The organism is Pseudomonas sp. B37(2017), assembly GCF_002112885.1.
GTDB classification, from domain to species: Bacteria; Pseudomonadota; Gammaproteobacteria; order Pseudomonadales; family Pseudomonadaceae; genus Aquipseudomonas; species Aquipseudomonas paraglycinae.
Window position 1 is genome coordinate 1 of the sequence record NZ_NEIX01000018.1, and the last position, 13,929, is coordinate 13,929.

General features: G+C 61.2%; 12 protein-coding genes. 9 read left to right on the forward strand and 3 right to left on the reverse strand.

Annotation, left to right across the window (positions count from 1 at the left end; all coding sequences use genetic code 11):
- Positions 1–114 precede the first annotated feature (114 nt).
- The gene (locus tag CAF90_RS27810; protein ID WP_085609145.1) at positions 115–1,923 is read right to left on the reverse strand and encodes a sodium:proton antiporter; all 1,809 of its coding nucleotides are present in this window, start codon (positions 1,921–1,923) and stop codon (positions 115–117) included.
- Positions 1,924–2,030: 107 nt separating this feature from the next.
- On the opposite strand from CAF90_RS27810, the gene xerD reads away from it, so the two are divergent.
- The 7 genes from xerD to CAF90_RS27845 all read left to right on the forward strand — a co-directional run bounded on the left by xerD (position 2,031) and on the right by CAF90_RS27845 (position 9,177).
- Positions 2,031–2,927, forward strand: a complete 897-nt coding sequence (gene xerD / locus CAF90_RS27815) for a site-specific tyrosine recombinase XerD (protein WP_085609146.1) — start codon at positions 2,031–2,033, stop codon at positions 2,925–2,927.
- A gap of 143 nt (positions 2,928–3,070) precedes the next feature.
- On the forward strand, positions 3,071–3,802 hold the full coding sequence (gene dsbC / locus CAF90_RS27820; RefSeq protein ID WP_007954633.1) for a bifunctional protein-disulfide isomerase/oxidoreductase DsbC: 732 nt from the start codon (positions 3,071–3,073) through the stop codon (positions 3,800–3,802).
- Positions 3,803–3,934: 132 nt separating this feature from the next.
- Positions 3,935–5,239 carry a homoserine dehydrogenase gene (locus CAF90_RS27825; RefSeq protein ID WP_018926703.1) on the forward strand — a complete coding sequence of 435 codons (1,305 nt, stop codon included), beginning with the start codon at positions 3,935–3,937 and terminating at the stop codon, positions 5,237–5,239.
- Positions 5,240–5,305: 66 nt separating this feature from the next.
- The gene (thrC, locus tag CAF90_RS27830; RefSeq protein ID WP_007954636.1) at positions 5,306–6,715 is read left to right on the forward strand and encodes a threonine synthase; all 1,410 of its coding nucleotides are present in this window, start codon (positions 5,306–5,308) and stop codon (positions 6,713–6,715) included.
- 119 nt (positions 6,716–6,834) lie between these two features.
- Entirely contained in the window at positions 6,835–8,205 is a 1,371-nt protein-coding gene (locus CAF90_RS27835; RefSeq protein WP_085609147.1) for a transporter substrate-binding domain-containing protein, read from the forward strand.
- 118 nt (positions 8,206–8,323) lie between these two features.
- Entirely contained in the window at positions 8,324–8,731 is a 408-nt protein-coding gene (locus tag CAF90_RS27840) for a response regulator (RefSeq protein WP_085609148.1), read from the forward strand.
- A gap of 164 nt (positions 8,732–8,895) precedes the next feature.
- Positions 8,896–9,177, forward strand: coding sequence for a DUF3509 domain-containing protein (locus CAF90_RS27845; protein WP_007954641.1), 282 nt, complete (start codon positions 8,896–8,898; stop codon positions 9,175–9,177).
- Between the two features lie 175 nt (positions 9,178–9,352).
- On the opposite strand, the gene CAF90_RS27850 is transcribed toward CAF90_RS27845, so the two are convergent.
- Positions 9,353–10,246 (reverse strand): TIGR02285 family protein, encoded by an 894-nt coding sequence (locus tag CAF90_RS27850; protein WP_256578537.1) that lies wholly within the window; start codon positions 10,244–10,246, stop codon positions 9,353–9,355.
- A 13-nt stretch (positions 10,247–10,259) separates the two neighbouring features.
- Positions 10,260–11,459, reverse strand: a complete 1,200-nt coding sequence (locus CAF90_RS27855; RefSeq protein ID WP_085609149.1) for a CaiB/BaiF CoA-transferase family protein — start codon at positions 11,457–11,459, stop codon at positions 10,260–10,262.
- A gap of 146 nt (positions 11,460–11,605) precedes the next feature.
- Between CAF90_RS27855 and CAF90_RS27860 the strand changes: the two genes are divergently transcribed.
- The gene (locus tag CAF90_RS27860; protein WP_011332624.1) at positions 11,606–12,148 is read left to right on the forward strand and encodes a YaeQ family protein; all 543 of its coding nucleotides are present in this window, start codon (positions 11,606–11,608) and stop codon (positions 12,146–12,148) included.
- Positions 12,149–12,202: 54 nt separating this feature from the next.
- The gene (gene recJ / locus CAF90_RS27865; protein WP_085609150.1) at positions 12,203–13,912 is read left to right on the forward strand and encodes a single-stranded-DNA-specific exonuclease RecJ; all 1,710 of its coding nucleotides are present in this window, start codon (positions 12,203–12,205) and stop codon (positions 13,910–13,912) included.
- Positions 13,913–13,929: the final 17 nt, after the last annotated feature.

Sequence of the window (13,929 nt, forward strand, 5' to 3'; positions counted from 1 at the left end):
TTGCTCCCACTCGTGCTTAAAGCACCGCGGACTCACAGCTTGCCATTCACCCCTCTCACCCCAGAGTCTATTCCCTTACCTAGACACAAGCGGGCTTGCCCGCGATTAGATCTGTCAGGCGCTGCCACTCTCCGGCTGAATCAGCGCCACCAGCGTCCACCCCGGCCCCGGCTTTAGCACGGTTTCCGGCGACACCACATGCACCCAGCCGCTGTCATCGCGCATGAACAGCAGCGTTGCGCGGTTGCCATGTAACGCACGGTAATCGTCCCAGCCAAACCCGTCCGTCAACGTCGTGCTGTACAGGTCGGCACCCTGACCCAATTGGCTGGCGAGTCTGGCGTAAGTCAGCGCCTCGCTCCCCAGTTGATTGCCGCGATGTTCGAGGCTGGCGCGGTGCTTGTCGCTGCGCCGGCTTTCCTGACCGCTGGCCAGCCCGAACAACCGCTGATGGCCAAAGTCATGACGAAAGCGCATGGCTGCCAGCGTATTGAGTTCGCCCGACGGTGACAGCGCCAGCAAATGCCCCAGTCCGACCAGGTCCAGATGCGCGTCGGCGTGCTGCGATGCCGGATTGCCGAAGTAGGTCGGCAAGCCATCCATGCGCGCCGCGCGGATGTTTTCCCAACTTGAATCTGTAAGCAGCACCCGGCTGCCCAGCTGTTGCAGCGACTTGCCGAGCAAGCGTGCAGGCCCGTTCGCCCCGACGATCAGGAAGCCACTGGGCGCCGGCTCTGCTACTTTCAACAGACGCGCCAGTGGCCGGGCAGTAGCGCTTTGCAGCACGACGGTGCCGATGATCACCGCGAAAGTCAGCGGCACCAGCAACAGCGCACCTTCATGGCCCGCTTCATCCAGGCGAATCGCAAAGATCGCCGAGACCGCCGCCGCGACGATCCCGCGCGGGGCAATCCAGCACAACAATGCGCGCTCACGCCAACTCAGACTCGAACCGGCGGTACTCAACACCACGTTCAGCGGTCTCGCAATCAACTGGATCACCAGCAACAGAATCAGTACCAGTGGTCCGAGACCGATCAACGCGTTCAGATCCAGTCGCGCCGCCAGCAAAATGAACAGCCCGGAAATCAGCAGCACGCTGAGATTTTCCTTGAAGTGCAGGATGTGCCGCACGTCCACGCCCTTCATGTTCGCCAGCCACATGCCCATCAGCGTCACCGCCAGCAGACCGGATTCGTGCATGACCTGGTTGGCGGCGATGAATATTCCCAGCACCGCGGCGAGCGATGCCAGATTGTGCAAATACTCCGGCAGCCATTGGCGCCGGATGATCGTACCGAGCAACCAGCCACCGGCGACACCGAACGCACTGCCGCAGACAATCACCCCGCCAAACGTCAGCAGGCTCTGTTCCAGGCCATGGCCTTCGGCCCGAGCGATGATGAAGCTGTAGACCACCACCGCGAGCAGCGCGCCGATCGGGTCGATCACAATGCCTTCCCAGCGCAGGATGTTGGCGATCGAAGCCTTTGGCCGCACCACCCGTAGCATCGGCACGATCACGGTCGGCCCGGTGACCAGGGTCAGGCTGCCAAAGAGGATGGCGAGCAGCCAGTCGAAGCCCAGTAGCCAGTGGGTCGCGACAGCAATCACGACCCAGGTCGAGAGCGCTCCGATGGTGACCAGGCGATGCACGACGCTGCCAATCTCGCGCCATTCCGACAGGTGCAGGGTCAGGCTGCCTTCAAACAAAATCAGCGCTACCGCCAGCGACACCAGTGGCATCAGCAACGGACCGAACATTTCCTGCGGGTCGAGCCATCCCAGCACGGGGCCCGCCAGAATGCCGGTCAGCAGCAGAAACAGAATCGCCGGCAGCTTCAGGCGCCAGGCGAGCCATTGGCAGCCCAGCGCGGCGGCACCGATACCACCGAAAGCCAACAGAATTTGCTGCTCGTTCATTGAAGCTCCCTGTTCCTTGAAATAGCGGGCTATGAAAGACTAGCGGCCATTTCAACCGTTCACTCTTTATTTGCGCGCAGTGCCAAGCCTGCGTGTCTCGAGCGCCCATGCCTGCCATCGACCACCCACTGATCGACCAGTTTCTCGACGCCCTCTGGCTGGAAAAAGGTCTCTCCGACAACACTCGCGATGCCTACCGCAGCGATCTCGCGCTGTTCAACGGCTGGTTGCAGGACAAAGGTCTCGAGCTGATCAATGCCGGTCGCGAACTGATCCTCGATCACCTGGCCTGGCGTCTGGAACAGAACTACAAACCCCGTTCCACTGCGCGATTTCTCTCCGGTGTGCGTGGCTTTTATCGCTACCTGCTGCGGGAAAAACTGATTTCGGTCGATCCGACCTTGCGCGTGGATATGCCGCAACTCGGTCGGCCGCTGCCCAAATCCTTGTCGGAAGCCGATGTTGAAGCACTGCTGAAGGCGCCAGACCTCAGCGAAGCCATCGGCCAGCGCGACCGCGCCATGCTCGAAGTCCTCTACGCCTGCGGCCTGCGTGTCACCGAGCTGATCAGCCTCACCTTGGAGCAGGTCAACCTGCGCCAGGGCGTGTTACGGGTGATGGGCAAGGGCAGCAAGGAACGGCTGGTGCCGATGGGTGAGGAAGCGATCGTCTGGGTCGAGCGCTACCTGCGCGACGGTCGTGGCGAGCTGCTGGGCGGGCGCCCCAGCGATGTGCTGTTTCCCAGCCAGCGCGGCGAGCAGATGACCCGCCAGACCTTCTGGCACCGTATCAAGCATCAGGCCAAGGTCGCCGGGATCGGCAAGTCGCTGTCGCCGCACACCCTGCGTCACGCGTTTGCCACACACTTGCTCAACCATGGCGCCGACTTGCGGGTGGTGCAGATGCTGTTGGGCCACAGCGACCTGTCGACCACGCAGATCTACACTCACGTCGCCCGGGCACGTTTGCAGGATCTGCATGCCAAACATCACCCGCGCGGCTGAGCGCCATTTGTCTTGCGACAGGCGCATTCGGCCACGGGAGCCTTATGTGGTAGGCTTTGCCGGTTTGCACGATGGGCGGTTATGACCCGGTGTTCCGGCACGGGCGTTCTGATCGTTCCATTTGCCCGCCTTCAGGAGTTCTCATGCGTCTGACCCAGATTTTCGCCGCCGCAGCCATTGCGTTGGTCAGCACCTTTGCCGTCGCCGATGACGCGGCCGACAAAGCGATTCGCCAAAGCCTGGAAAACCTCCAGCTCGATGTGCCGGTGGACACCATCACCGCCAGCCCGCTGCCGGGCCTGTATGAAGTCAAGCTCAAGGGCAGCCGCGTGCTCTACGCCAGCGCCGACGGCCAGTACATCGTTCAGGGCTACATGTTCCAGCTCAAGGACGGCAAACCGGTCAACCTGACCGAGAAGACCGAGCGCCTGGGCATTTCCAAACTGATCAATGCGATCCCGGTGGCCGAGACCGTGGTTTACCCGGCCGTGGGCGAAACCAAATCGCACATCACCGTTTTCACCGACACCACGTGCCCGTACTGCCACAAGCTGCACGCCGAAGTGCCCGAGCTGAACAAGCGCGGCATCGAAGTGCGTTACGTGGCGTTCCCGCGTCAGGGCCTGGGCTCGCCGGGTGACGAGCAACTGCAAGCCGTGTGGTGCTCGAAAGACAAGAAAGCCGCCATGGACAAAATGGTCGATGGCAAGGAAATCAAGGCCGCCAAGTGCGAGAACCCGGTTTCCAAGCAGTTCGCCCTCGGTCAGTCGATCGGCGTGAACGGCACACCGGCCATCGTTTTGGCCGACGGACAAGTCATTCCGGGCTACCAGCCTGCGCCACAAGTCGCCAAACTGGCGCTGGGCGCGAAGTAATTCGCATCGTCACGCTCAGGCGTTGACGAGCGTGGTCCGGCGGCAGGATTGCCGGGCCATCAACAGAGAGCCGCGAACCTGCGGTTGTTTTCACGGCCGGCCTCGTGTCGGCCGTTTTATGGGGAGTTCACAGTGAAACCGGTCAAAGTAGGCATCTGTGGGTTAGGGACCGTCGGTGGCGGAACCTTCAACGTACTTCAGCGCAACGCCGAGGAAATTGCTCGTCGTGCCGGGCGTGGAATCGAAGTGGCACAAATTGCCATGCGCACGCCAAAGCCTCAGTTCCAGACGACCGGTATTGCGATTACCAACGATGTCTTCGAAGTGGCCACGAACCCTGAGATCGACATCGTCATAGAGCTGATGGGCGGCTACACCGTTGCCCGCGAGCTGGTACTCAAGGCCATCGAGAATGGCAAGCATGTGGTCACCGCGAACAAGGCTCTGATTGCCGTTCACGGTAATGAAATTTTCGCCAAGGCACGCGAGAAAGGCGTGATCGTGGCATTCGAAGCGGCGGTAGCCGGCGGCATTCCGGTGATCAAGGCGATCCGTGAAGGCCTGTCCGCCAACCGTATCAACTGGGTCGCCGGGATCATCAACGGCACCGGTAACTTCATCCTCACCGAAATGCGCGAGAAGGGTCGCACCTTCGAAGACGTGCTGGCCGAGGCTCAAGCGCTGGGCTACGCCGAAGCCGATCCGACGTTCGACGTCGAAGGTATCGACGCCGCGCACAAGCTGACGATCCTGGCTTCGATCGCATTCGGTATACCGCTGCAGTTCGACAAGGCTTACACCGAGGGCATCACCAAGCTGACCACCGCCGACGTGAACTACGCTGAAGCGCTGGGCTACCGCATCAAGCACCTGGGCGTGGCACGCAGCACCGCCGCCGGTATCGAGCTGCGCGTACACCCGACGCTGATCCCGGCTGATCGTCTGATTGCCAACGTCAACGGCGTGATGAACGCGGTGATGGTCAACGGTGACGCTGCCGGTTCGACCCTGTTCTACGGCGCCGGCGCCGGCATGGAGCCAACTGCTTCGTCGGTGATCGCGGATCTGGTGGACGTGGTTCGCGCCATGACCTCCGACCCGGAGAACCGCGTGCCGCACCTGGCCTTCCAGCCGGACTCGCTGTCGGCCCATCCGATCCTGCCGATCGAAGCCTGCGAAAGCGCCTACTACCTGCGCATCCAGGCCAAGGACCACCCGGGCGTACTCGCTCAGGTGGCGAGCATCCTCTCGGAGCGCGGTATCAACATCGAGTCGATCATGCAGAAGGAAGTCGAGGAACACGACGGCCTGGTGCCGATGATCCTGCTGACCCACCGCGTGCTGGAACAGCACATCAACGATGCGATCGCCGCCCTCGAAGCGCTGGCGGGCGTGGTCGGTCCGGTTGTGCGGATCCGCGTCGAGCACTTGAACTAAGCCGATCTCCTTCACCGGTCCCGCCAGCGGGGCCGGTGTCGTGAACACTGTCCATTGGAGTCAGTCATGCGTTACATCAGTACCCGCGGCCAGGCACCGGCCCTGAATTTCGAAGACGTCCTGCTGGCCGGTCTCGCGACCGACGGCGGTCTGTACGTCCCGGAAAACCTGCCACGTTTCACCCAGGAAGAAATCGCTTCCTGGGCCGGCCTGCCGTACCACGAGCTGGCTTTTCGCGTCATGCGCCCGTTCGTCACCGGCAGCATTCCGGACGCCGATTTCAAAAAGATTCTTGAAGAAACCTACGGTGTGTTCGCCCACAACGCCGTGGCGCCGCTGCGTCAGCTGAACGGCAACGAATGGGTGCTGGAGCTGTTCCACGGCCCGACCCTGGCGTTCAAGGACTTCGCCCTGCAACTGCTCGGTCGCCTGCTCGACTACGTGCTGGAAAAGCGCGGCGAGCGCGTTGTCATCGTCGGCGCCACCTCCGGTGACACCGGTTCGGCCGCCATCGAAGGCTGCAAGCACTGCGAAAACGTCGACATCTTCATCCTGCACCCGCACAACCGTGTGTCCGAAGTGCAGCGTCGGCAGATGACCACCATCCTCGGTGAGAACATCCACAACATCGCCATCGAAGGCAACTTCGATGACTGCCAGGAAATGGTCAAGGCCAGCTTCGCCGACCAGAGCTTCCTCAAGGGCACCCGTCTGGTGGCAGTGAACTCGATCAACTGGGCGCGGATCATGGCCCAGATCGTTTACTACTTCCACGCAGCGCTGCAATTGGGCGGCCCCGCGCGTTCGGTGTCGTTCTCGGTGCCGACCGGCAACTTCGGCGACATCTTCGCCGGTTACCTGGCGCGCAACATGGGCCTGCCGATCAACCAGTTGATCGTCGCCACCAACCGCAACGACATCCTGCACCGCTTCATGAGCGGCAACCAGTACGTCAAGGAAACCCTGCACGCCACGCTGTCGCCGTCGATGGACATCATGGTCTCGTCGAACTTCGAACGCCTGCTGTTCGACCTGCACGGTCGCAACGGCGCGGCGATTGCCGGCCTGATGGATTCGTTCAAGCAGGGCGGCGGCTTCAGCGTCGAACAGGAACGCTGGACCGAGGCACGCAAACTGTTCGACTCGCTGGCTGTGGACGATGCGCAAACCTGCGAAACCATCGCCGAAGTCTACGAGCAGACCGGTGAAGTGCTGGATCCGCACACCGCCATCGGCGTCAAAGCCGCTCGCGAATGCCGCCGCAGCCTGGACATCCCGATGGTGATTCTGGGCACGGCGCATCCAGTCAAGTTCCCGGACGCGGTGGAGAAAGCCGGTGTAGGAAAAGCTCTCGAACTACCTGCACATCTTTCTGATTTGTTTGAGAGAGAAGAGCGCTGCACTGTGCTGGCGAACGAGCTCAAAGCCGTGCAAGCCTTTGTCAGCCAGCATGGCAACCGCGGCAAGCCTCTTTAAGCCCGCAAAGCTGTCACATTTTGAAGCCCGTCTCCTGACGGGCTTTCTTGTTTTTGCATGCCACACTGCGCGCGTTTCGCCCACCAAGGACGGGCGAGTCGATGACGAAGGATGTGGCAATGCGGTTTTTTTCAGGATTGAAACCAGCTCTGTGCTGGTTGTTTTTATTGGGTTGCTTCGGGTTGTCGCAGTGGATCGAAGCAGCCCATCTGACGAAGCATTCCGATGCGCTGGAGGCGGTTCAGCCCATCGAGCTGAATGAGCATGAGCGTCAGTGGATTCGAGATAACCCACGGGTGACCGTCGCCTCGGTGCAATACCCGTTGTATCTGTTTCAGGACGAGCATGGCCAGTGGAGCGGCTTGAACAACGATGTACTCAAGCACATCAGCGCCATGACCGGATTGCAGTTCGTCCATCAGGAGTCGTTTTCCACCGACCACATGCTGGAACGACTCCAGAGTGGCGTGGCCGACATCAGCACGACGTTGGCAATGAACGACGAGCGCAAGGCGTTTCTGGAGTTCAGTCACGCGTTTGGCGGTGCCGGGTGGGTGTTCGTCGGTCATTCGGGCGAGCCGGCAATACGGTCGCTCGAGATGCTGGCCAAGCGAGTCCTGGTGCTGCCGGCCCGACATGCGCTGGAGGACAGCATTCGACGTGACTACCCGTCGATCGAGATCCGCTCGGTCAAGACCTATGCCGAGGCTCGGGCGCTGGTCGAAAGTGGCGAGGCTTACGCCACCATCGAAAACGAGATCGGCGCTCAGCTGTTTCCCTCCGGCCTGCTCAGGGTCGGTGGTCTCGTCGAGGGCAAGTGGGAGGCCGACCATCTGGCGGTACGTAAGGGGCTACCCGAGCTTGTGAGCATCCTCAACAAAGCCTTGGGCGCTTTCTCGGCGGCCGAACTGCGTGCCATGCGCCTGAAGTGGCTGGACGGAGTCTCACCTGCGCCGGCACCGTCGTTCCGCGCTCGGCTGATCGAGTGGGGATGCTGGGGGATGGGTGCACTCGGGGTGTTAGGCCTGCTTTCGCTGCTGTGGAATCGTCGACTCGCTACCGAAATAAAACAGCGCAGGGAGGCTGAAAAGGGCCTGGGTGATCAACTGGCCTTTCAACACGCATTGATCGATGCGATGCCTGACCCTGTGTTCGTTCGCGATCTGCAGGGCCGGTTGATCATGTGCAACCGCAGTTATGAAGATGCGCTGTCGGTCCGGCTGGAGCAGGTGCAGGGCCGGATGCTGTTCGAATTCGATGCACTGCCACAGGCCACGGCATTGATGCTGCATGACGAATTCATGGCGCAACTGGGTACGCGTAAAACACGCTTCAGCAAGCGGCAACTGATGTTCAAGAGCGGGCCCCGTCAGATCTATCAATGGACGGTGCCGTTTTACAGTGTCGATGGAAAACTGCGCGGCCTGCTCGGGGGCTGGACGGACATCACCGAGCGGCGGAAGGAGAGCGGGTGTCGATGTCTGCATTAAAGATGGGAAAAGTCCTATAAAACGCGGCTACTTTTCTGATGGGAGGCTTAGGACGAACACCCTAGAGTGACAAGCCACTGCGGCGTGAATCCGCGATTGTCGTTCCAGAGGTCGTCCCATGCGCTCGCTCAAGATCCTGATTCTCGAACCCAACCCGTTCCAGTTGATGGCGTTGCACCAGATGCTCAACGCCATCGGTATCTACGATGTGCTGACCGCACCGTCGCTGGGTTCGGCAAAGCGTTCACTGGAGCGCCGCGGGGCCGTCGACATCGCCGTGTGTAATCCACAGTTGCAGAGCGGCGACGGGTTGGCGCTGATCCGGCATCTGGCCGACCGGCAAGCAACGCGGGCACTGATTATGGTGGGGGCTGTGGCGCCCGCCATGCTGGATGATCTGGAAGCCTTGCTGGGCGAGCACCGGATCACCTTGCTGGGCCGCCTTCACACGCCGGTCTCGGCGGTGTTGATGAGGGCGTTGCTGGACACCTACATGACCATCCCCCGGCATTCCGTCGACGCTTGAGCCCCATGGTTATTTTTCTGTCATCTTCACCATGCATGCTCCGATAGGCCGGTGACGCTCCGGGAGAGGCCGGCGACGAGCAGAACTTTCCTCTCGGGCCGGTGGTCATTTACTGTGAACACGCCCCAGACACTGTGTTTTCGGACTATTGAGTGGAGATCGAGATGGAAAGTATCAGTCTATTGCTCGGTGAGGCTCTGAGCCCGTATCAGGTGACGTTGACCCCTCGCGGTCGCCACGGCGAATGCCTGGTGACCTTGAAGAACGGCAGCGGCGCGATCGTGGTGGAGCGCGAATTCAATCAGGCGCAATTGAGCGACAAGCGCCAACTGACGGATGTGGTCGACGGCCTGCACCGTGACATCCTGATTGCAGAAGGCCGGCTGGAACCCTGTGTGATCGCCGCGTTGCGAAACGCAGCCCTCGACAAGCACCCGTCCCTCTGAAAACTGATTTTTCAATTGTGGGAACCTTCCTGCATCCCGATCAGTCAGACCCCGTAACAGCAGGATCAAGCATTGTGCTCCGGTGCTTGTCGCTTGCTGCTACGGGTCTTTGATACAGACCACGTTTAACCCCGAGTCGTCTCCCCACTTCTCGGGGTTTCTTTTTGCCCGGATTTCACTGCGCGGCTTGCTGCTCGAAGAAAATCCGTGCCTGTTCCAGATAGTCCTGGCGCCGCTCGGGGTCGAGCCAGTCGGCGTAGAGCTGGTTGAGGTGGTCGTGGGGCAGGGTGCGCAACAGTTGGTTGATCTCCGTGATCGCCTGCCGGCCCGCCGTGGTGTCGGTGCAGCCGACATGGCCCGAGAGGTACTTGCCCGTGCCGCGAATCGGGAAGAACAGCAGTTCGTCTTCGGCGATCTCGGCCTGGCGCGCCTGGTAACGGATTTCCGGCCAGTAACCCAACACCACCTGCAAACGCCCCAGACGCTGCATCGACAGCAGGCTGCTGAGCGCATCGTTGCCGTAGTGGGGCGTCAGCGCGCCGGTTGGTGCCTTATGCAGCAATGTATCGATGTACTCGCCATAACTGCGTTCCGCCACCACTCCGACTTTTCGCTCGCCGTTGGCCAGAAACGCCGACAGATCGACTTCATCCTCGACCAGAAACGGCTCCAGCACTTCGCGATCTCTCTGACGCACCACCAGACCATTGCTGACCGCGCGAAACGCAGGGATGGAGAACGCGATCCACTGTGCCCGCTCCTTGTTCCAGATCAGCGACGGATCGCAGGCGAAGGGATGCTCATGAAGCATTTGAATGCCACGGGCGCGATTGACCCGCATCAAGGTGTGATCGTATTGCGGCATGCCGGCAATCAGCATCGGCATCAATTGATCGATAACGCCCTGGCCCTTTTTCGGGCCTTCGAAGATCGTCAGTGGCGGCAGGTCGCGAAGCAGCCAGATCAACGTCGGTTTGGCCTGCGCCCACGCCGGCAGCACCAGCAGAAATAGCAGGCCGAACAACCGCCAGGTCCACCAATGGTGGGCGCGGTTCGAGGCCGAGGGCATCAGGCGCTTCAGCTCAGATGGCTCCGTCTTCGCGCAGCCGGGCGATCTGCTTCTCGTCGTAGCCAAGATCGTGGAGTACCTGCGCATTGTGTTCACCGAGCTGCGGTCCGACCCATTCGGACGTGCCGGGTGTATCAGAGAGTTTCGGCACGATGCCCGGCATCTTGAAGGGTTTGCCGTCCGGCAGTTTGGCGTGCAGAAACATTTCCCGGGCCAGGTACTGCGGATCGTTGAACATGTCTTCGGCACTGAAGATCCGGCTGGCGGGCACTTCGGCCTGGTTCAGCAGATCCAGCACGGTTTGCAGCGGCAGCGAATTCACCCAGCGGTCGATCACCCCATACAACTCGTCACGACGGCTGTCGCGCCCGTCATTGCTGGCCAGCGCCGGGTCATTGGCCAGATCTTCACGGCCGATGATCAGCATGAAGCGCTTGAAGATCGCATCGCCGTTGGCGCCGATCTGCACGTGTTTGCCGTCGGCGCTGGTGTGGATCGAGGAGGGCGTGATGCCCGGCATGATGTTGCCGGTACGCTCGCGAATGAAGCCGAACACATCGAACTCCGGCACCATGCTTTCCATCATGGCGAAGATCGCTTCGTACAGCGCGACATCGACCACCTGACCGAGACCGCCGTTGACCTCGCGATGACGCAGGGCCATCAACGCACCGATCACCCCCCACAAAGCCGCAATCGAATCGCCAATGGAAATCCCGGTGCGCACCGGCGGCCGGTCTTCGAAACCGGTGATGTAACGCAGGCCGCCCATGGATTCGCCGACTGCGCCGAACCCAGGCTGATCCTTCATCGGACCGGTCTGGCCGAAACCGGACAGGCGCACCATCACCAGTTTCGGGTTCAGCGCGTGTAGGGTTTCCCAGCTCAGGCCGAGTTTTTCCAGGACGCCGGGGCGGAAGTTCTCGATCAGGATGTCGGCTTCGCCCAGCAGTTTTTTCAGGATCGCCAGGCCATCGGGGTGTTTCAGGTTCAGCGTCAGGGACTTTTTGTTGCGTGCCTGGACGAACCACCACAGCGAGGTGCCTTCGTACAACTTGCGCCATTTGCGCAGCGGATCCCCGCCGTCCGGCGACTCGATCTTGATCACTTCGGCGCCGAATTCGCCGCAGATGCGCGAAGCAAACGGCCCGGCAATCAAAGTACCCAATTCAATGACTTTCAGACCGCTGAGCGGTTTGTTGGCGAACGGCATGCGAGATCCTGTAGGACAAGGCTGAGCAGATACAGCGTTTTAACATAGCCGGCTGTCAGTCGCGCAAGGTTGATCGCCATCAATTCGTGGATTGCCTACAGCATCGGTTAGACTTGCCGACTTTCCTCGTATCAAGAAGCCCGTTCATGGCCCAGCCGTCCACTACCTACAAATTCGAACTGAACCTCACCGATCTCGACCGCAGCGTCTACGAGAACGTGAAGCAGACCATCGCCCGTCACCCTTCGGAAACCGAAGAACGCATGACCGTACGCCTGTTGGCCTACGCGCTCTGGTACAACGAGCAACTGTCGTTCGGTCGTGGTCTGTCGGACGTGGATGAACCTGCGCTATGGGAAAAGAGCCTGGATGACCGCGTTCTGCACTGGATCGAAGTCGGCCAGCCAGATGCGGATCGCCTGACCTGGTGCTCCCGTCGCACGGAACGCACCAGCCTGCTGGCCTACGGCAGCCTGCGTGTCTGGGAAGGCAAGGTGATCCCGGCGATCAAGAACCTGAAGAACGTCAATATTGCCGCTGTTCCTCAGGAAGTGCTGGAAACCCTGGCCAAGGACATGCCTCGCGTCATCAAGTGGGACGTGATGATCAGCGAAGGCACGATCTTCGTCACCGACGATCGTGGCCAGCACGAAGTCCAGCTCACCTGGCTGCAAGGCGAGCGCGGCTAAGTCCGCGTTACTCCCGAAAAATCCCACGTATTCAAGAGAAGCTTCTGTCACCCCATGCGTATCGATCCTCGCCCGTTGCCCGCCACTCTGCCGTTTCTCGGTGAACTGCCACCGCTGCTGACCCGCCTGTATGCGGCGCGGGGCGTGCAGTCCGAGGCGGAGCTGGACAAGAGCCTGGCACGGCTGATTCCGTTCCAGCAGCTCAAAGGGATCGATGCGGCGGTGGACCTGCTGGTGACGGCGCTGGAGCAGCGTCAGCGGATCCTGATCGTCGGCGACTTCGACGCCGACGGCGCGACGGCCAGCACCGTGGGCGTGCTCGGTTTGCGCCTGTTGGGCGCGGCGCACGTTGATTATCTGGTGCCGAACCGCTTCGAATACGGCTACGGCCTGACCCCGGAAATCGTCGAAGTCGCGATGACCCGCGAGCCGCAACTGTTGATCACCGTCGACAACGGTATTTCCAGCGTCGAAGGTGTAGCGGCCGCGAAGCGCCACGGTTTGAAGGTTTTGATCACCGACCACCACTTGCCCGGTGATGAACTGCCGCAAGCCGATGCGCTGGTCAATCCGAACCAGCCCGGCTGCGAGTTCCCGAGCAAGGCGCTGGCCGGGGTCGGGGTGATTTTCTACGTGTTGATGGCCTTGCGCGCGCGCCTGCGCAGCCTCGGCTGGTACGAGAGCAAACCACAGCCGAACATCGGCGAACTGCTGGATCTGGTGGCGCTGGGCAGCGTTGCCGACGTGGTGCCGCTGGATGCCAACAACCGGATCCTGGTGCACCAGGGGCTGGAACGAATTCGCGCCGGGCGTGCGCGGCCGGGGATCAAGGCGATCCTTGAAGTGGCCAAGCGTGAAGCTTCGCGCATCACGTCCACCGACCTCGGCTTTATCGTCGGCCCGCGCCTGAACGCGGCGGGGCGTCTGGATGACATGAGCCTGGGGATCGAATGCCTGCTGACTCACGATGCTGCGCTGGCCCGGGAAATGGCCGCGCAACTGGACGGCATGAACCAGGATCGCAAATCCATCGAGCAGGGCATGCAGCGTGAGGCGCTGGCCCAGCTCAAGGACTTGCCGGTCGAGTCGATGCCGTTCGGGTTGTGTCTGTTCGATCCGGAATGGCACCAGGGTGTCATTGGTATTCTGGCGTCGCGGATGAAGGAGCGGTATTTCCGCCCGACCATCGCCTTCGCCGATGCTGGCGACGGTTTGCTAAAGGGCTCGGGGCGTTCGGTTCAGGGCTTTCATATCCGTGATGCGTTGAGCGTGGTGGCGGCGCAGCATCCGGATCTGATCAGCAAGTACGGCGGCCACGCGATGGCGGCCGGTCTGACCTTGCCGCAGGAGAATTTTCCGTTGTTCGCCGAGGCATTTGACGCCGAAGTGCGTAGGCAGCTTCGCGAAGAGGATCTGACCGGGCGCCTGCTGTCGGACGGCACCTTGGCTGTTGAAGAGTTTCATCTGGAGCTGGCCCGCGCCCTGCGGCATGCCGGGCCGTGGGGCCAGCACTTTCCGGAGCCGCTGTTTCATGGCGTGTTCCAGTTGGTCGAGCAGCGGGTGGTCGGCGAGCGGCACCTGAAAGTGGTGCTGAAGACCGAGTGCGGTTCGGTGAAGCTTGATGGCATCGCCTTCGGGATTGATCGCGATATCTGGCCGAACCCGACGATCAAATGGGTCGAACTGGCCTACAAACTCGATCTCAACGAGTTTCGCGGCAATGAGACCGTGCAACTGATGATCGCCCACATCGAACCTCGCTAAAGGTCGTTGCGCCCCTT